The sequence below is a fragment of the Sphingomonas sp. UV9 genome (genome assembly GCF_004101245.1).
Taxonomy (GTDB): domain Bacteria; phylum Pseudomonadota; class Alphaproteobacteria; order Sphingomonadales; family Sphingomonadaceae; genus Sphingomonas.
The window spans coordinates 1-18,558 of the sequence record NZ_SCIN01000008.1; the positions used below are offsets into that span (position 1 = coordinate 1).

The 18,558-nt window shown below is 56.4% G+C and carries 20 protein-coding genes and 1 pseudogene; 7 read left to right on the forward strand and 14 right to left on the reverse strand.

From position 1 onward, the window contains the following. Positions 1–466, reverse strand: a 466-nt coding sequence (locus EQZ23_RS19310; RefSeq protein ID WP_128456094.1) for a hypothetical protein, incomplete at its 3' end; no start/stop codon positions are given. Positions 467–489: 23 nt separating this feature from the next. Continuing rightward, positions 490–957 carry a hypothetical protein gene (locus EQZ23_RS19315; RefSeq protein ID WP_128456095.1) on the reverse strand — a complete coding sequence of 156 codons (468 nt, stop codon included), beginning with the start codon at positions 955–957 and terminating at the stop codon, positions 490–492. Between the two features lie 528 nt (positions 958–1,485). Between EQZ23_RS19315 and EQZ23_RS19320 the strand changes: the two genes are divergently transcribed. Continuing rightward, complete coding sequence (locus EQZ23_RS19320) at positions 1,486–1,983, forward strand: hypothetical protein (protein ID WP_128456096.1); 498 nt, start codon at positions 1,486–1,488, stop codon at positions 1,981–1,983. Positions 1,984–2,141: 158 nt separating this feature from the next. Here EQZ23_RS19320 and EQZ23_RS19325 read toward each other — a convergent pair whose 3' ends face one another. Further along, the gene (locus EQZ23_RS19325; RefSeq protein ID WP_128456097.1) at positions 2,142–3,350 is read right to left on the reverse strand and encodes a DGQHR domain-containing protein; all 1,209 of its coding nucleotides are present in this window, start codon (positions 3,348–3,350) and stop codon (positions 2,142–2,144) included. 519 nt (positions 3,351–3,869) lie between these two features. Here EQZ23_RS19325 and EQZ23_RS19330 point away from each other — a divergent pair. After that, positions 3,870–4,664 (forward strand): KilA-N domain-containing protein, encoded by a 795-nt coding sequence (locus EQZ23_RS19330; protein ID WP_128456098.1) that lies wholly within the window; start codon positions 3,870–3,872, stop codon positions 4,662–4,664. 5 nt (positions 4,665–4,669) lie between these two features. Here EQZ23_RS19330 and EQZ23_RS19335 read toward each other — a convergent pair whose 3' ends face one another. From EQZ23_RS19335 to EQZ23_RS19365, 6 genes are all read right to left on the reverse strand, one after another. Continuing rightward, positions 4,670–5,740, reverse strand: coding sequence for a BsuBI/PstI family type II restriction endonuclease (locus tag EQZ23_RS19335; RefSeq protein WP_128456099.1), 1,071 nt, complete (start codon positions 5,738–5,740; stop codon positions 4,670–4,672). Beyond that, complete coding sequence (locus EQZ23_RS19340) at positions 5,737–7,524, reverse strand: N-6 DNA methylase (RefSeq protein WP_240663697.1); 1,788 nt, start codon at positions 7,522–7,524, stop codon at positions 5,737–5,739. Before EQZ23_RS19340 ends, EQZ23_RS19335 begins: the two co-directional genes overlap by 4 nt. Positions 7,525–8,221: 697 nt before the next feature. Next, positions 8,222–8,500 (reverse strand): hypothetical protein, encoded by a 279-nt coding sequence (locus tag EQZ23_RS19350; protein ID WP_128456100.1) that lies wholly within the window; start codon positions 8,498–8,500, stop codon positions 8,222–8,224. 742 nt (positions 8,501–9,242) lie between these two features. After that, positions 9,243–10,196 (reverse strand): replication initiator protein A, encoded by a 954-nt coding sequence (locus EQZ23_RS19355; RefSeq protein WP_128456101.1) that lies wholly within the window; start codon positions 10,194–10,196, stop codon positions 9,243–9,245. Then, complete coding sequence (locus EQZ23_RS19360) at positions 10,193–10,525, reverse strand: hypothetical protein (RefSeq protein WP_128456102.1); 333 nt, start codon at positions 10,523–10,525, stop codon at positions 10,193–10,195. The genes EQZ23_RS19355 and EQZ23_RS19360 overlap by 4 nt, the downstream gene beginning before the upstream one ends. After that, entirely contained in the window at positions 10,525–11,178 is a 654-nt protein-coding gene (locus EQZ23_RS19365; RefSeq protein WP_128456103.1) for a ParA family protein, read from the reverse strand. Before EQZ23_RS19365 ends, EQZ23_RS19360 begins: the two co-directional genes overlap by 1 nt. 588 nt (positions 11,179–11,766) lie before the next feature. On the opposite strand from EQZ23_RS19365, the gene EQZ23_RS19370 reads away from it, so the two are divergent. The 4 genes from EQZ23_RS19370 to EQZ23_RS19385 all read left to right on the forward strand — a co-directional run bounded on the left by EQZ23_RS19370 (position 11,767) and on the right by EQZ23_RS19385 (position 14,585). Next, the gene (locus tag EQZ23_RS19370; RefSeq protein WP_128456104.1) at positions 11,767–12,339 is read left to right on the forward strand and encodes a hypothetical protein; all 573 of its coding nucleotides are present in this window, start codon (positions 11,767–11,769) and stop codon (positions 12,337–12,339) included. Beyond that, on the forward strand, positions 12,329–12,676 hold the full coding sequence (locus tag EQZ23_RS19375; RefSeq protein WP_128456105.1) for a hypothetical protein: 348 nt from the start codon (positions 12,329–12,331) through the stop codon (positions 12,674–12,676). The genes EQZ23_RS19370 and EQZ23_RS19375 overlap by 11 nt, the downstream gene beginning before the upstream one ends. 198 nt (positions 12,677–12,874) lie before the next feature. Further along, positions 12,875–13,783, forward strand: coding sequence for a hypothetical protein (locus tag EQZ23_RS19380; protein WP_128456106.1), 909 nt, complete (start codon positions 12,875–12,877; stop codon positions 13,781–13,783). Next, entirely contained in the window at positions 13,773–14,585 is an 813-nt protein-coding gene (locus tag EQZ23_RS19385) for a hypothetical protein (RefSeq protein WP_128456107.1), read from the forward strand. Before EQZ23_RS19380 ends, EQZ23_RS19385 begins: the two co-directional genes overlap by 11 nt. 178 nt (positions 14,586–14,763) lie before the next feature. On the opposite strand, the gene EQZ23_RS19390 is transcribed toward EQZ23_RS19385, so the two are convergent. Further along, positions 14,764–15,396, reverse strand: coding sequence for a histidine phosphatase family protein (locus tag EQZ23_RS19390; protein ID WP_128456108.1), 633 nt, complete (start codon positions 15,394–15,396; stop codon positions 14,764–14,766). After that, positions 15,393–16,010 carry a recombinase family protein gene (locus EQZ23_RS19395; protein ID WP_128456109.1) on the reverse strand — a complete coding sequence of 206 codons (618 nt, stop codon included), beginning with the start codon at positions 16,008–16,010 and terminating at the stop codon, positions 15,393–15,395. Before EQZ23_RS19395 ends, EQZ23_RS19390 begins: the two co-directional genes overlap by 4 nt. A 232-nt stretch (positions 16,011–16,242) precedes the next feature. Between EQZ23_RS19395 and EQZ23_RS19400 the strand changes: the two genes are divergently transcribed. Beyond that, positions 16,243–16,461, forward strand: coding sequence for a hypothetical protein (locus EQZ23_RS19400; protein WP_240663699.1), 219 nt, complete (start codon positions 16,243–16,245; stop codon positions 16,459–16,461). Here the strand turns inward: EQZ23_RS19400 and EQZ23_RS19405 are convergent. From EQZ23_RS19405 to EQZ23_RS20105, 3 genes and pseudogenes are all read right to left on the reverse strand, one after another. Then, complete coding sequence (locus tag EQZ23_RS19405; protein ID WP_128456111.1) at positions 16,458–17,006, reverse strand: hypothetical protein; 549 nt, start codon at positions 17,004–17,006, stop codon at positions 16,458–16,460. The two genes, EQZ23_RS19400 and EQZ23_RS19405, sit on opposite strands and share 4 nt — an antisense overlap. Positions 17,007–17,146: 140 nt before the next feature. Next, positions 17,147–18,220, reverse strand: coding sequence for a ParA family protein (locus EQZ23_RS19410; RefSeq protein ID WP_128456112.1), 1,074 nt, complete (start codon positions 18,218–18,220; stop codon positions 17,147–17,149). A gap of 149 nt (positions 18,221–18,369) precedes the next feature. Beyond that, positions 18,370–18,558, reverse strand: a pseudogene (locus tag EQZ23_RS20105) (hypothetical protein); the annotation flags it as partial.

Consider the following 18,558-nt stretch of genomic DNA (forward strand, 5'->3'; position numbering starts at 1 on the left):
CGGCCCCGGTGGCGAGCACACAAGTCCAAGTCGGCACGCCATTAAATTCTGGCGGACTCCACTCCAATTCCTCGGCCAATTTTCGGCCAAGGGTGCCGTATTGGCTATTGGCGGATACGTAACTGTCGTAACTGCCAGCGGTCGCAAGCTCCGTCGCTGTCATGGTGTGGTCGGCCGCCCATAGATGGGCTTTGAGCATAGCGTTTTGCCCGTCCGTGATGCTGATGGCCGCCAGCGCCGCCCGAACCTCGATCGCGGTTGGATAGCCGTCAGCGCCGCGTGCTGCGCGCTGCTCTGCGCGGGTCGCGTCGATGGCCTCTTTCACTGAAAGGATCGCGGCCTCCTCGGTCGCGCCCGCAAGGACCACGCCGATCGCGGTCTTCCGCCGGAACGCGCGTGCATTCCACTGGCCGGCAACCTCCATACTTCGGATGACATAGCGGCCGTGGGTCGTTTCATTTGCCATGATGATGTTCCTGTTGAGAGGGATCAGCCGCGCTCAGCGAGCGCGACACGCATCGACACCACGGTCTGCGCGGCCATGATGCCGTGCCAATCCTCGTCACCCTGCTTGAACCAGTTCAACAGGCTGGCCTCCGGGTCCTTCGTCACAGTGCGAACCCGCTTGGTCAGCCCCGACCACGCACCGCGAAGCTCGCCGATCGACGTTCCGACGATCCCGGCGATAGCGGACGCCATAAAGTCCCCATCGCGATTGACGATCTCTTGAAGGATCAGGGTCGTCTTCTCGCTGCACTTATTCAGGAATACCTTGGCCTCGGGCACGTCCAGCTTTGCCAAGCCCTTCTCATCGCGCCCTTCGGAAACCGGGGCGTCGGCCGTGTTGCCGAATGAGACGCCGAGCTGCGATGCCATATATGCCATAATGGCTTGCTGAACGTTCGGCTCGAACGCCTTATAGGCGCTTAAGGGAATCGTTATGCTAAACTCGCTCATTATCGCTACCTTTCATCTCTTTACGTATGATCTCATAGATTTACGTCAGTGATACGTCAAGTCCGATCATTCGCTTTCGATTGATATCGCCCTATTAGGCTTTTTTTCATGGATTTACATTAAAGGACTGAGTGCGATCAGCCGTGCCTGCCAATTACTCACTCCGCAAGGCTGCGACGGAATTCGAGAGCGTAAAGCCTGTCGCGGATAACGCGCATCGTTGAAATACCAACCATACATAGACCCCTGTGCATTATCCGGACACTTAGCCCGAGCTCAGAGACGCGAATCGTATAGCCGATCGTCGAGCGCGAACTGATGAGGATGCGCGATTGAGTGCACGCTATCGTTATCGCATGTGAAGCATAGTACCGGCGTTCGACAAACGACCGTTTGTTGTACATCATGCTGCCGCGGGCTTCCACGTACAGCCTCGTCGTTGGCTTCTCGTTGGAAAAACAACCGCTATTTATATTTTCATCCGTTATTTCTTGGTCTTAACGTTCAAAATTACTGATAGGGGTTGCAATGTATCCGGTCGGAATTGGGTATTCAGGGGCGAAGCAAAGAATCAACGACCTGTTGACTAACGGTCATGACGCCGAGGCTCTCGTTACGACGGCCTTTACAGTCGAAAAGACACTAAGACGTACGCTCCGTCAGATGATTGTATCTGCCGGATTTCGTTCAAATATTGCTGATAAAATTATTAGTGGTCATGCTGGACTTGGTAGAATTAAAGATTCATGGGAGATCTATGATCCTAAACACCGCACTCTTTCATCGCTAATCAGTAACGTAGATTGGGCTGTCATCCAGACTACCGCAACAATGCGCAACAAACTCGTACATGGCGAACGCGTCTATAAGCTTGCCGATTGTCGAACGCAGGTTAACGATGCAATCGGTGCATTAGATCGCGTTAAAACGGCACTGGATACCGAATACGGTTACAGCGGATGGACTTCACATACAGCGCGAAGAACAAGCCATCTTCACAAGGATCCAAAGGTCAAATGTACCTAACCGTTGAACTAGAACGGATCGCTGATTGATGTATGATTAACATGTACTGGAGTAGGCATCAAAATAAGGGATTATCGATAGCTTTCAATTATTATTATAATAGATAGCTAAGTGACACCATTAATTCTTGATTCCTACCCCCTTTTATCTTTCAATATCTATTGAACTTGTACCCTAGGTAGAGAAGCCTGAATCTTCGCTATTAATACGCGGCGACCAGCGCTACTCGAATATGACCCTGCTGCACCGTGTGGCGCCACTCTCCAGAAGTCCACACCGCTTACGGGAATTCCATGAGAGTCATCACCTTGCAGGCGCCGCATCGGCTCTGCCAATACGGCCTCATAAGATTCCGGCTCTAAAACAGACAACCCCTTAGACCTGACAAGTTCTAATATGGGGACAAGTGCAGTGTGCAATACAATTACACCGACACCTTTTTGCAGTGCATAGCTTCCTGGCTGGTCAAAAGGTTCTTGCATGAAAATCCTCAAACCCCTCCAAAAAGCATCAAGTATCTGCACCTGAGTATCAATTCCTAGCATTCCAAAGTATGGAGAGCCAATAAGCGGTTTTAAGGATGTAACTAAAGAAGCGGCGGGTAGAATTGTGCCCCCCTTCTCCATGGCTGCAAAACGAATACGCCCTCTCCAGGGAGGACTGCTATCGCTTAGTTTCTGGACAATGTTCTGAGCCGTAACTACCCAGTCCTGCCCTTTTTCTGCTAGTGCATCAACAAGACTCTCATCGGTCTTTGACCGCTTGGTAAGCAGCTCATATGCTAAATCAGTTCTCACCGGCTTGGCTTTAGTATTCACCGTATAAAACTGTTCCATTTCCTCATGCTCATCCCCTCCAAGCATGCAGACGAACGGTATTTGGTATTTTGACCAGACTTCTTCATCCTCCTCTTGGATGAGCTTTTCCAAGGCCTTTATCCTATGCTGGCCGTCGACTACGTGGAACTTGTAATCTGCTTTTTTTCCTGCAGACGTGCGTCCGAGAGCTTCAAGATCAAGCTTTCCATCAGATAGAGCGTTTCGCGCTTCACGCCCACGGACGTTGAGGAGGATGCACGTTGGAAGATCCACCCGCCCTTTTATCAAGTCGCTGGCTAGCTCGTTAATACGTCCTTGCTGAGGCGGGCGCTGATACCCCTTTTTGGTGCGGGGATCGAAGCTTGGGATGACATAATTATCGGGCGCCAGCGCTCCTGCCGTGATGAACCCGGTAACGATGGGAGTTTCAGTCTGAATCAGCTTGGGCCCTGCGGTCACGGCGATCACCTTCGGTTTTACGAAGGGTCCTGGCGGCGGACTAAAAGTGGATCGAGCCATTACAATTTCCTCGTTAATCGCCTTGCTCATATAACAGATCTAACTCACGGATCCAAGCGAGAGATCCATTCATTGGATCCGCAGTGCAGATCCAGTTTGCGGATCCGCTTGACAAAATACTACCGGCGCATTAGGTATATCTTGGCATGCAAGCCATGCTGAAACGACGAAGGCGAGACCGCGCTAACGGCCTCGCCTTCTGATTGGTCTCGGTGGCTTCGCGACACCATCAAGACGGATCGTCTCGCGGAGCACGTCCTGGGCCAAGCACCTGCGATGTTACTCCTCTGGGCAGTTTCTTCAACCTGTCGCGGGAGTGAAAACGATGAAAAAGCCCATTGGCACTACTGCACGTACCGGTGAATCCTGCCCCGAAAGTGGCGTCTGGAAGGTGGTGGGAACGCCCACCACGACCGCTCCAATCGCTAAGGGGAACCGTATGCCGCCCTATAGCGGTAACGCCGTTACGTGGCAGCTGACCAGCTACGCATGATCCCTCGGCCCCGCTTCGGCGGGGCCGTTTTTTTGTAACGGTGAGAGGACATAGCCATGGCCAGCTCCGGATTTCAAATCGCCCTACCCCTCGTAACGTATCAACTTGAAGCTGAGGTGATCCATCAGCGGGTCAAGGACGGCTATGTAAACGCTACGGCAATGTGCAAGGCCGGCGGAAAGCTTTTCAATGATTTCAGTCGCTTGCGAACGACCCCCCTTTTCCTCAACGCGCTACAGGGGTCTACGGGAATTCCCGTAGACCTCTTGGTCGTTACCGTTATGGGCGGCGTGAATGAGATGCGAGGTACGTGGGTGCACCCTCAGGTCGCCATTCATCTGGCTCAGTGGATATCCCCCGAGTTTGCCGTAAAAGTTACCCAATGGATCTTTGATTGGATGACCGGCAAGGTTCCTGGCGGGAATCTTCCATACCATCTGCGCCGCTATATGGCGAACATGACAAGCGTGCCGAATGGGCACTTTTCGATGCTAAATGAAATGACCATCGGCTTGATAGCGCCGCTTGAGCATCTCGGATATGTTCTTCCAGATCGGATGGTTCCTGACATTTCCGAAGGTCGAATGTTCTCTAAATGGCTCAGAGATAATGGTCATGATCCCGATGGCATGCCGTCTTATCAGCATAGATATGAGGACGGCCGTGTTGTTAATGCTCGAGCATACCCCGTAAAGGTACTACCCGATTTTCGTAGACACTTTGTTGAGGTGTGGATGACCACTCGCGCCATAAGTTATTTTGGCGAAAAGGATCCAGCAGCTTTACCTCATCTCGAAAAGCTTCTTGCTCTTCCGAACTACAGCGATATTGCAGGATTTATCGAAAGGTAGTTGTCCTAGGAACCGCCTTTTAGGCGAGTGATAGAGTTTGTGAATATCATCAACCTCTCAGGTTCTGCAGCGAACCACGCGTAGCTGCCCCATGCGAGACTATCGACCGTCTTTTTGAACGGCCCGGCACTACGGTCGAGATAAGCGGTCACGAACGCGACGTGCTCGGCTGGAAAACCAGCTGCGGCCACCAGCTTTTCCAATGCCTCCTTGCGGCGCTGGCTTATCGGCCCATCCGTGGCGACAACTTCCACGAACACCAACAGCGGGTGGCTAGGGCCTAGATCGACCAGAATCGTGTCGGGAAGATTCTTGTCGGCCTGAATGGTGAGGCCGATCGACCGCGCCAGCTCATCATCTCGCGCGACCACCTTGTTTCCGCTTTCGCTCAGGAACACCACGGCCGGGTCGGTCAGGAAGGTCGTGGCGAATACCTCCACCACGGCCTTAGTAATTTCAGAACTCGGCCCAGGCTTCATCCGGCGCGTTTCACCATTAGGGAAGGTAACAAGCACCTGGTCGGCGCTAACGCGGCCCGCACCGCGACGCACGATCGCCAGACGCGCAAGTGCACCCGCATTCAGAGCCTGTGCCTGCCAAGTTGCGATAGCCTGGGCCAGCTTCTCGCCCTCAAGCGCTGGGCTGAAGAGATCAGCGAAATCGGCAGTCAGTGCGTAACGGGGCTTGCTTGACGTGGTCGGCACGCCGGTTCGCTCGATCACGGCACCGATCGCGACTAACCCCTCCCGCAAGGTGTCGTCGCGGATGCCCTCACGCGTGTTGTCGGCGTACCAGCGCACACCAGGAACAAAGCCCTTAGGGTTGCGGATCGTGGCGACATAGGCCGCGCGCGATACTGCGTCGGTCTGTGCTGCCTGCTCCTCGGTCATGCGATAGACGTGCTTGGGACCAAGCCACTCGTCCGAGCCCTCGATCGCGTCAATATAGAGCGCGGTAAAGACGGTACTGGCGGCGACCGGGTTGGTGACATTGGTTCGAAAAGCCGCACCTTGTGGAAAGACCTGCAGCAGGCGTTCCCGCAACTGCTCGCGCGTCAGCAGCGCGTCATCGATCATGCTGCGGTCTGTCCGTAGAGCTGCGCCAACTCGTACTCGATCGTGGCGCTGTCAGCCCCGCGCCCGACCAGCGCCTCTACCTTTCGCATCGCGGCAGCCGAGGGCAGGGGCAGCGCCTCCATCTCGAAGGCCGACACCGCCACGCTGCCGTTGATACAGCGGAAAAGCTGGTCAACGATCTTGCTGTTAAGCACTGCCGCGACCGTCGCCGGCGACACGGCAGGTCGAGCGCTCGGGCGAACCATATTCAGATGGTTCTCAACCACCACACCACCATGCTGGGCAATGAAGTCCGCAGGCAGTTCGGCTGCGATTAAGCGGCGCGCCTGCTCTTTGGCGGTAGTTCTCTGAACGAGCACACACGCTTCCTGGACAAGCAGCCAGGCATCCCGGGCCTCGATTTTAAAATAGGGTGCGTGGTTACGCTTCTCGGCTCGAAACGCGAAGCATCCGTTCGCCGACACTGCTTCCGCCCATATGAGCGGGTGAACACCACGGGCGGGACGCTGCCGCATCTGGTCCTTGTAGCGGTTCCACACCAGCGGACCGGTCGAGACACGGTAGCCCCAATCCTTAAGCCGCGCCGTCATCGCTTCGGCCGCGACGATCAGCGCGCTGTGACGCGGCTCGCGAGGCGCAAGCCATGGTTGCGATGCGGGGGATGGCAGGCCAATCGTACCGTTGCGAATGACGCGCGCCTCACGCTCGTTCGCGACCTGGAGATAGTGAACCTGAGCACGACCGGGCTTTGCCCCGCGTCGATAAACGGCAAGCAATGTCTCCTGCAGCACGTCCTCGAACACGCCTCGACGGGCGTGAACAAAATCGATCGCGGCCGGGGGCGCTTCCTTGGCGATTAGCTCGCGAAGCGCCGAGTAATAGTGACCAGAAAGGAAGCTGGTCGGGGTCAGATAGGCAATGGTGCCCCCCTTCTTTGTCCAGCGCACGGCTATGTCAGTGAACACGCCGTAGAGATTGGCGTGGCCGTAAAGCCCACGCGCAAAGCGCAGTCGTTGTTCGGGGGTCAACGTCACCCGCCCATATGGCGGATTACCAATGACAAGATCGAACTTGGCACTAGGTGGCTCTTCTAGGGTATCCGTCACCCGGACTACGATCGGGGCAGCAATACCCGCAGCTGAAGTAAGGTCAGCCAGCAAAAGCTCAATCGCGCTTTGCCCAAAACCGGCAGCATAAGGATCTAGTTCAAGTCCGAGCAGACGTGCACCGATTTGTCGGAGCACGAAGGCTGGTTCGGCAGCCGGTAACACAGCCATCATCCGTTCGGCCGCTGGCAATAGAAACGCGCCTCCGCCGCTAGCAGGGTCGAGCACACGGGCCTTTTCCCAGTTGATGCCTTGCTCTTCGGCCAGATCGAGCAGACGGGATGCAAGTGCCGGCGGGGTATAGAAAGCCCCAAGCGCCCCACGTTCTCGTGCGGCCAACAGCGTCGTGTAGAGGCCGGTGAGGAAGTACGCCGCCTCGCCTACAGGTAAGGGGGCAGCTTCACAGCCTACAGTGCGCGCAAGCGCAGCAGCGGCTTTGTCGAGCTTCCCATAGGGTTGAGCGAACGGGGGGCTTAGGCTTGCATGTGGTCGAGCGTTGTCTCGGTAGGTCTCGATCGCCAACCGGGTGAAAAGTGCCGCCATATCGCGCCGTCGGGGCTCAGGAAGCCCCCCTGCCCATACACGGGCGAGCTGGCGCGCGCGCGCCAGCTCGCCCCGCTGCAGATCGAGATCTGTTGAAAAGCTGATCGGTGTCGTAGTGGCAATTTTGAAGGTCACGGCCCTTCTAAGCACGGGCCCTCTCGATTGGATAGCCTAGGCCGACAAGGCGAAGGTAACCCGATGCGCTCAGGCCAGCGCTCTGTGCCAACGCCTCAATCGCCGCTTTTTCGTCGAGCAGAACCCGGACCTTGATTGCCGGGCTCCCTTTCCTCGTTGGCGTCCGATCCTCGTCCATCTTACTCCCATTGTCGCGGTAGCGACGGCCACGCAGAACAGTATTCCCGTTGAGCAGCTTCGCTGCGAATAAGGGGAGTGAAGTGACCTCACCGGCAAGCCGGTGGGGTCACTTCACCTATCCTGCCCCGCTATTGTGTCGGATCTTGATCAGAAGAAGATCGGATCTTTTCGGAATACATCGGATTTCTTTTTGGAACGCCACAGAGAAGGGTTGTTAGCCTAGAATTCGGGTATTATCCGAATGATTCCGAATGATTCCGATAGTTTATCCGAGCATTTCCGATTTAAGTACGATAAACTATCCTAGTCAGATTCGTAGCTGACAATCAGGCTAAGAGCTGCATCGATCAGGTGGTGAAATGGGCCGCGGCGCAGCCATCGCGCCCTGCTCTGGTTACTGGAACCCTGCCCGATCAGCCCGCCTTGGAAGATCCGGAGCCCCGCCCCCGCCCGGACCGATTCTACCATCCGGAATTACCCCGATATAAAAGATTACATCTAAGCTGATCGAGTACGTTCAGGGGCGATGTCGCCGGGCTTGTTTTGCGGCTCGCGCTACCGCTTTTTCCTCGTCCATGACCTGCTGCCGTATATGTCGGATTCCAAAAAGGAGCTGGTCCAGTCCTGCCCGTCCGGTGCGTTCTGTGATGAGACCGATCATTGCCATGCCAAGCAGCACCGGCTCAGCGCCGAACTCCTCTTCCAGCTCTTCAAACAGAGGTTCCATTCGGTCGCTTATTTCCTGGATATCCTCCAGATTCACGCCGTAAACTCGTTCCATGTTCGCTTCCTCCATCAAAGATAGGAGGCAAAACCCGGTCAGAAGCCGGGTGTTAGGAACCCTGCACGTCGCACAAGGCGCCGCCGCTTTTAGGCAGAGCCCTGGACATGTGCGTCGGCCACCCGGCCGAGAAACTCGACCAGATCGACGTGGTGAAGGGGTTCCTACGCCCCACGGACGGGATTGACCGTGCCGCCCTTGCAGGATCGCAGAACAGGTTAGTGTGGGCAATGGCTGAACTATATTGTGATATCGGTTCGCGATGCGGCTGCACGTACACACCGCCCTTTAAGTCCGCTTTTTACCGGAGCATCCGCCCATTGGATCGGTTTGCGATGCCGATAGCTTGCACCAGACGAAAACGTATTACTCGTAGCTCATTCTACATAACGCCAGCTTCTAGCGATTGTCCGACGAGCATTTGAGTTAAGTGATTCTGTTAAATAGAATCTTTAAGAAGGTTAAGGCATAAAAACAGGTTAAATTATCTATTTATATCATAGGCCTGCTGGAAGAGGCGGTGGGTGAAACCCCGTGCTTCGGTGGGTGAAACCCCGATAGTGCGGTGTGTGAAACCCCGAATCAAAAGTGGGTGAAACCCCGAAAATTTTAGCCGCTAAAATCCATGCGAAGGCTACTTATCCACAGGCTGGCGGGATTTAACCTCCTCCGCCTTACCGTTTGAGGCCAATCATCCTCTGCGGAAGTGGTGTGTGATCCCCCGATATATTCGGTACGGTGGGTGAAACCCCGATAGTTACCGCCGCCCGGCTAGCTGATCCATATGGGCATCGACCTCACTGGCTCGACGCTGATCGGCGACAAACCGAAGCCGACGCTCCTCTTCCACGCGCGTTTTCTCGGCGAAGGCCAAGGCGGCTGCCTCACCGCGGAGCCTGAACAACACAGCCGGGCTTTTGTCAGCGGTATGGGTCAGCTCCATGCCATAATCGGGAAGCTGATCGGCCTCGATCACCCGGCGTAACATCCGGTTGAATTCCTTGGGCTTGGCATCGCTGCCCGTTTTGTCACGCAATAGCTCCACGCGACACACCCACCCGCCACGCTGCGATCCGGCATGTTTGCGCGCGATGCGGTACAGAGCGCGCTCAAGACCACCTGACAGCAGGAAATAGTCAGGATGCATCGTGAGAAGCGACTTCTCGTTCACGATCCCGTCGTACACCCAATCCGATAGGGTAAGCGTCATGCCGCGAGGCTGTTCAGAGTCCGCATCGGTATCAAAGGTCCAGCTATCTAGCCAATTAAAGCCCGCCTTTTGCCGGCGTGTCGTGGCGCGGATCGACGTGGTTATGGATGTCGTCTGGAGACGAAGGAGCGCTGCCTGAAGCTCCTGATAGTCCCGGCCGCCCGTGCCGCGTTTAATCGCCCGCAACAGGTCATAGGGCGTCGTCGTCAGCGTACGGGGCAGGTCATTCACCCCTTGCTGCTTCATACGATTCAGGGTCGATGCTGCCCATATCAGGATGTCGGCATCCCAGATCGTCGCCATTCCATAGTCGGGTATTGCCTGAACGCGCACCCAAGCATCGCCATCGGGACTCTGGTATTCGATCGGCTTCAGGCGCTTGCGCTTCTGCAGCGAAAAGAACGGACGCTCCATTACCTCCCGCTGATCCTTGAGCGGGAGATCCCCAAGTGCCGGGATGAACAGGTCAAACTCAGGGCTGGGGTCGCGCCGCTTGCTCATGGCGCAAACCTGGCATGCCCTCGCTTCACCAGATACTGGCGCAAAAGCCGTTCCGTAATTACAGTCAGGGGCTCTCCCCCCTCCTCCACGCTGAGCTGGCGCAGCGTGCGATGCATATCTTCAGGGATATGGATCAACACGGGCTTTTTGCCTGGATGGCTGCTCCGGTTCGGGGCTGATGCGGTCGATCGGCGTGGACTTCGAGCAGCGCTTTTTACTGGCGTGTCAGCCTCAATAGGAAGTGTGGCGACCGGCACAGGTCCCAGTTCCGGTGCTGCCTCGGGCTCGTCATCAAAGATGCCGGCAAGCGCTGAAACCTTCTTCGCCATCACGCCACCTCGCTTATTGGCTTATTCGTATAACCGCTTAGTCGCTTAGCCTCATCATAGGCTGATCGCAACTCAGACGCGGCCTTGCTGTCAGGCTCGGTTTCAGCCGCCGTTTTCCCAAGAGGTGTGGCCTTGTAGAAGTCCTTGCGAAAATGAAGGCGGCTGTTGAACATAGTAACGCCCTTGGCTGAGAACCCGGCATGGGCTTCCTGCCCCTCCCCTCCCTGATGCGGAACCTGGGTCAGTATAACGGCAAACGGAGTACCGGCTTGCTGCACCTGCTTGATGGTTTGCAAGACCGAATGAACATCCAGCCCGCGCGGCGCGACAGGGATGATGACAAAGTCCGCCTGCTCGGCCGCGAGCATGGCAATGTCCTTCGAGTTTGCGGGCGTGTCGATGATGATGAGATCGATCTTGCCGCTAGCCCGCCCCCGCGAGATATGGAGGGGCAGACCGGCGACACTGCTGTCCTTCACCATCACATCGTCAGAATCGCGACGCTCTGACCAGTAGAGAGCTGATCCCTGCCGATCGTCAGCATCAAGGATGACGACGGACGCTCCTTCCCGTGCCGCCTCAACGGCAAAGCCCGTGGAGAGGGTGGTTTTGGACTGCCCACCTTTTTGCGCGATGACCGCCCAGACCTTCATGTCCGCTCCTATAACTAAGCTCATAAGCGACTTATATAGCTTATTCGCTTAGCACAAGTAAGACCGCTTAGTCGCTTAGCCGGCAAGCAAGAATATGACAGTAGCCTGCTGGCAGAAAGCGCCCCGGGTCGGTCATAGGCGACGCAATTCGCCGCCCCTGATAGCCGACATTACAAAACGAAGGCTCTGACACTTGTGAACCTACGCCGCGGCATGTCCACGTGTTGGTGCCAAAACCGTCCGGTTGTGACACCAATTGATCGTCCCGATGTGGCAGATCCTGCTCGGACCGTTTTGGCAACGCATAGCCCTTTTACAAGACCGTCCGATTTGGCCGCGTACACCAACGGCTCGCGACTAACCCACGGCGTCCGATGCTTTGGCTAGGATGTCCGTTAACGTCGGAACCCGCATTCGCAAGGCTGGTAGCTGCTAGACAGCAGTGCTGCGCCAAATCCGATTACTCACCCTTTGCCGCACGCTGCACCGGCGCAGCGTGCCCTATCCAAAACCAAGACGGCCTAAAACTCGGCTTGACCAAGTCACATATGTCACTTATCTCATGTGCGTTGTGTGAGATTGTGAGCTATGATTTTCGATATTGCTGAATTTGCAGGTGTAACGATCCTCTCGGGCGCGCCGAGCGGACGGCAGCTTTATGTACGGCTGATTGAGGCGCTCGGTGAGGAACCAGCGATGCCCGAGCCTCTGTTTCTCGATTTCGGTCGAATTGAAGTCGCGACCGCTAGCTATCTGCGGGAGTCGGTCCTTGCTTTCCGCACGTTCGTGCGTGGCCGCAAGTCGAACTTCTATCCGGCGGTTGCCAATGCCAATGCTGACGTGATCGATGAGCTTGTCGAACTCGTCCATCCGCGCGGCGATGTGCTCATGGTCTGTGTTGTTGGTGATGACGGGACGATGCTGCGCTGCCGATACGTCGGCAAACTCGATCCCATGCAGCAGCTGACCTTCGATCTCGTCAATCGCGAGGGTGAAACGACGGCGACCCGCTTGATGGAAATCGAGAATAGCCAAGTCAAGGTGACGGCTTGGAATAACCGCTTGGCTTCATTGTCGAGCATGGGTTTGCTATGTGAACAGTCTCGTGGACGTACCAAGACTTACAGGCCGATATTTACGGAGAGTGAGAATGGGAGCTGATTTCAAGGAAAAGACGAGAAAGAATTTTGAGAAGTGCTGGGACAAGGCGGCGGTCGAAGCCAATACGCCCGACCTCTTCAGCAAGACGCCGGATCATGTCGCCAGTCGCTACGAAGCCGAAGCTCTTGGCGATGCGAACCTTGCGGTCGGTGACACGATCGCGGTGCGGATGGAAGGCGGCAAGTTGATCGGACGCCGTGGCGTTTCGGCCGTGCTCGAGATTTGTAGCCCCAGCCAGGCTCTTGTCCATTCGGTTGCACAAGGGTGCAACATCGCCCGCGCCGACATTGTTGCGGCCGATCCAATCAGTGGCGTTTTCGAGGTTTCGTTTAGCTAGAGGTTCAATGAAATGTCCCGACAGGAGCGAGCGTTCACGAGTTACTGGAGTAAGCCTGGCGCCGCTATGTCGTTGGGGTGCGTTGGTTGTCCCGAACATGCGCTCTGTGGCGGACAGACCGTTATTGGTTCCGGTTTCAACTGCTTAGACCATTGCTGCGGCAAGCCCGATGCCTGTCCGGCCGTATGTCCTCATGCATTGACGTTCGCCGATCGCGTTCGGGAAGTTCGCGGGCTTGCTCTCGAAACGCCTCTGGCTGCACCGCTCACACACCCGGATCTGCCCCCTTATATCCCCATGCTCTTCCATGGCAGTGCGCTTGCTGCGCCGGTGCCGGCGAGCGCCGTTGCCGCGCCCCTGTATCGTTTCTTCAACCGTTATGCCGACTGCCGGTTCGGCACACGCGAAAGCATCGCCCAAACCTTCAAGATTGATCCGGCTGCGGACATCCTGCTCTCCGGGGTGGCGCAGGACAAGGAAGTCGAAGGCTGGTGGCGCCTTGAGCTGCGCGGTCGCCTCAAAGCCGTTGCGAACTTTCGACGCCTAGGGGTGTCGATGATTACCGTTCCCAACTTCAGTCTGATGGTCGATCGCCCACGCTGGGACGACCTCCATGCCATGCGGCGGATCGCAATCTGCTATCACGAGATCGTGTCCGAAGGGCAGCCGGCAGCCCTCCACGTGAACGGCCGGACGGAATGCGATTTCGCGCGCTGGACGGACTATATCGTCGCGCATCCCGAGGTCACGCACATCGCTTACGAGTTCAGGACCTGCGGCAAGACTCCAAACCGTATGATGCAGCACGCCGCCTGGCTGATCGAGCTAGCGCAGAATGTGGGCCGGCGGCTCGGTCTTGTCGTAAGGGGCGGGCTCCCGGTGGTCGGATTGCTGGCGGACTATTACGACATCATGTTCATCGATACGTCGCCCTTCGAGAAGGCGCAGCATCGTAAGGTCGCTTGGGTCGATAATGAGGGACAGCGTCGCTGGGTGAAGCGAATGACCACCGCGGACGAAAAGCTGGATGCTTTGCTCGCCGATAATATTCGTGTCTCGCGCCACTGGTTCGACACTCTGTTGCCGAAGTTCAAGCTTGCAGCCTGACCTCCTGGCTCCGCGCTTCGATTATCGCGTTGTCGACGGTCTCGGACGCGCACGACAGCGCGGCGGGGTGCCGCAGCTCGGCGGAGCCGTTTTCCGGGCGGAAACGCTGGGACCGGCCGTTGAGCTTGCACACTTGGAGTCCGGGATTTCGATCGGTGATCTGCATAGGCAGGATTGGCTTGAACGTGGCTCGCTTGCGCCGATCCTGTCCGCACTGGCGAGCGCGCAGCAGCAATGGCTGGCCCCCGATGGCCAGCGCGGCCTGATCCTCGGATCAGGGCTGGTGGGTGAAGCGGCGCTCAACAGCTTCAAGATCGACGCCCATAAAGCGGCGCTGGCTGCCGGCTTTGTGAAGCCAGCACTTCTTGTCGCGGCTATGGGCGAACTCATCGGCAACGTGATCGATCATTCCGAGGCGATCGGCAGCGGCGTGGCGATGTTTTCCGCTGAGGCCGGGCGTTTCGAATTCGTCGTGGCGGACACTGGCATCGGCGCGCTCCGCAGTCTGACCCGCAACCCGGACCATGCGAGCCTGAGCGACGATGGCGCGGCCTTGCTCGCCATGGTCGAGGCCGGAGTCTCGCGCTTTGCGCGCGACAGCGGTCACGGCAACGGCTTTCGGCCGATCTTTGAAAAGCTCGCGGATATGTCTGGCCACCTTCGCTTCCGTTCGGGCGGTTATGGGCTGACACTCGACGGCTGCTTCGGCCATCGGATCGCGCGGCAGATCGCGCAGAAACCTAAGTTACGCGGCCTTCTGGCGGCGGTGACCTGTTTGGCCCCGAAGACAACAGGCCGATGAGCCGTATGAGCCTAAACTAGGGCAGCTTCCTACCGCCCCCTGAGCCTCACAACCGACCGGTTGTGACATCGGGCTAAGGGCAGCTTTGCTGTCTGTCGCGGTTGAAGCAGACTGACCGCTTTCAATCCATATACGCTATTAATCGCTTAGTAGCTTAGTAGCTTAGTAGCTTAGTAGCTTAGTAGCTTAGTGTAGGGGCTGTTGGAATTTTGTGCTGCCAGCGGGGATTCGACCATTCGAACTTCACCAGCTCAGTATTTCCGATCGCAGGAGGCTCACCCTTGCGCCAGAAGCAAAGCATCTTGCCCCGATCGTCCAGCTTGGATTGCGTCACCACGGCGCGCACCGCCTGAATGAATTGCCCGTGACTGAAAACATAGACCGGACCCGGCGAGGGCAGGGCGGCTAGCCGTCCCAATGCAGCCTCGGCGCGGCGTAACAGCGCACCGAAACTCTCCGCTCCCTCGCCATCGCAATAAGCGGGGTCGGCCTCGCCCCAATATCGTACCAGATGCGGTGCCCGATCGGCCGCAAGCGTGCCGTTCCAACGGGAGGGCTGGAGATAGGTGAACTCTTCAATCGGCCAAACCTCAACCGGCACGTCGGGGAAGCGCTCGATCGTCGGGGCGGCTGTCTGCTGGGTACGCAGGAACGGCGAGGTCACGATCAGCGATGGTGCTTCGGTCCAGTCCGCCGCAACCCGACGCGCCTGGCTCCAACCTTTCTCGGTTAGCTCGATAGTCGCCAGATCATGACATGGCATGCCGGCGTTGCCGGTGCTCTGGCCATGACGAATGAATATGGCTCTCATTTTTTCCCTTCCTTGGCCGCAAGCTCCCTCAATCCCTTGTAGAGAGTTGTCCGGCTAACCTCGTAGCGCTCAGCCACGGCCGCCATCGTCGCGTCTGGATCGGTGAGTAACAGGCGCGCTTCGCGGATCTGCTTCGGGGTGAGGGCGGGGGGCCTGCCACCCACGCGGCCACGGGCACGCCCGGCGGCCAAGCCGGCGCGGGTACGTTCGCTGATTAGGTGACGCTCGAAATCGGCAAGGCTCGCGAAAATATTGAACACCAGCTTGCCGGATGCCGTGGTGGTATCGATCGCCTCGGTGATGCTCTCGAAAGCGATGCCGCGCGTAGCCAGCTCGTTCACATTCGCGATCAGGTCGGGCAGTGATCGGCCGAGCCGGTCGAGCCGCCACACGACCAGCGTGTCCCTGGCACGCAGCGCCTTCAAGGCATTCAGCAATTCGGGTCGGTCAGCCTTCTTGCCGGATGCGTGCTCCGAGTAGATCGGATCGCACCCTTTCGCGCGCAACACATCGAGCTGGGACGCAAGGTCCTGGTCGGCCGTGGACACGCGCGCATATCCGATCCTGCGGGTGCTGGCCGTATCGGGAAGAGGAGCCGGTGTACTGTTCAACAATCAATCCGAGCATACCGTTTTATGGACGTAGTTTCTCGCACGGGTTGTTGAACATATCAAGGCGATAAACGGCTAGGTTTTCGACCACTACCGGCGGTGTGCATCAAACGGCCGTTTTCTGTACATGCGGCTGGGTCGCAAGAATGCAATATTCAGAAGGGCATTGGACTGGACGCAGACGCGGGGAATCTACCTCCTGACTTGTCCGCGCACGCGGGAGCGATATGTCGGCATGGCTTCCGGGGCAGGGGGCTTCCTCGCCCGTTGGCGCGAGTATTTCGCGACAGGGCACGGCGGCAACGTCGGGCTCAAGGCCCGCGAAGCGAGCGACTACCGTGTCTCGATCCTCGAAACGATCGGATCGACCACGCCCGACGCTGAGCTATTGGCCCTGGAAGCCCGGTGGAAGGACAAGCTGCAAAGCCGGGAAGTGAGCCTAAGCCGCAGCTAGGTGTCCTCGCCAAGCTCCCCGGCGACGATTGGGGGTGCTTCGGTCGGAAGCGGCCCGAACAGCGTCTCAAGCATCGCGTCTATGCCGTCGATCCGGGTGAAGTGCTTTGCCGGCACCTTGCTGTGGTTCGCGCGCAGCGGCCGATCGCCGTCCTTGTTTCTGCCGATGCGCTTCGGGCTAACAAAGCCGGATAGATCCGGCAGGGGCTCGCCAGGCTCACCCCCGAACCACCAGAACGGCCCGATATCGAGATTGAGAGTGACGCAGATCCATATCACGCATCCGCTTGGCTTGTCGGCGAGCGCCCGCCCGACTGACACGGGCGCAGGCTTGTCCCGCACGCCTGTTTTGAACTGGATATGACGGACGATTGTCCCGCGCCCCATCACAAGATCGTAGCCGTGGGCGTCAAATTCCGATCGGAGAACTTCCACGTTCGTAATGCCGCGCCGCCATAGTGCGCGAAGCGCCTCGCCAACGAAAACATGCTCAACTATACGCTCACGCAACGTCGAGTTTAGGGAGTGCATCTCGATGCTTGCCATGGAGCCTACTATAACTTCATCAAACGCACACTAAACACTTCTGGAATCTCCGTCCTAAACTGGAGCGCAGGCGAGCGTCTTTTTACCGAAACTCCCCCGCCCGCCATATTAGCATTAAGTTCTATCTTCATCCTTGCCTTTTATAGCTTATCAACAAATGCCTCTAGATGATCCAAAGACTCTTTATAATTTCCCTTTGGAACATTTATCTGCGTGCCATCGGGCATAGCGTATACAGTATGTTTCGGAAGCAAGTGAAGTGGAATTCCTAGACTTGCTGAGACCTTACCTGCCGTGTGAAAGTCCTTCACATTCGACATAAAAATGTCTTCCCATTGCTTATTATTCGCAGGAGTAGTTGCAAGAGCTGCAAAAACCGTTGGATCCGCTTGATACTGCTGCCATGCAAAGTCAGATATCTCATTCTTGATCGAGGCATACGCGTTAGCTACGCCCATATTAGCCGTAAAATTATTGAACGGCAGTTCAAATATCTTTGGCAGCGGAAGATTGAAATTTTTGATTTGTTTGTTGAAGGTCAGCACCTTGTTCGCATAATTACTTGCCGCTGCGGATGGATACTTTCCATATAACAGCATCATTATCCCCTTTATTCCCTCAAGAGAACTATAGTCTGCCATAACTGGGATAACTATATTGTCAGAGGAAACGAGAGCCATTTGAGTATATACGGAAAAGCTAGGATTGCAGTCGATGAAGACCGTCATTTCCTCAAATTGAGTTTTTGCCAGTTCTGCAGCACATAGTCTTCGGATAGCTGTAACATACTCCGACCACGCATTGACGTTCCCGGGATTCATTGTTGCAAAATTAAGCGCAAGAGACAGAGACTCAAGAAATGAGTCGCCTGCGATTAGGTATAGATTTGAAGATATATGACTATTGTGACGCGATACATGAGTCATATAACTCGCTGGGATACTTGTAAATCCGGAGTTACCACTCAACAACCAATCCATAAACCCCACAATATTTCTGCGGGTAGCTTGTGATTGAAGCCTTTGGTTTACAGCATATCCCTTTTTTCCTCCGCCCAGAAGGAACTGCGAAATATTAGCTTGAGGGCAGAGATCGATAACCAGAATGAGCTTTTCGGGGTTCTGCTCTGCGTAAAGGCATGCCGCATTCTGGCATAGAGTGGTTTTTCCTACCCCACCTTTGTTATTGTAAAATGCGTAAATTTCCGTCGCCATCGTCCACTCCACTCACCTAATTTTGGGACGATGGCGAACCGGAGCTTCTGTGGCAACCTACGTGACATTTGCTTTTCTCGGCATCAACAGCCCTTTCCACATTTGCTAATCAGCGTGCAGAGACAGACGCCCGGGGAAAGCGCTAACGATTAGAATTGTAAGGCTTCAATCACTTCGGGACGCAGCTTCCAACGCCATTGCGCTTGCCCCATCGCTTCCATGTCTGCGCGGGTGTCGCCATCGGCCCCGGTGGCGAGCACACAAGTCCAAGTCGGCACGCCATTAAATTCTGGCGGACTCCACTCCAATTCCTCGGCCAATTTTCGGCCAAGGGTGCC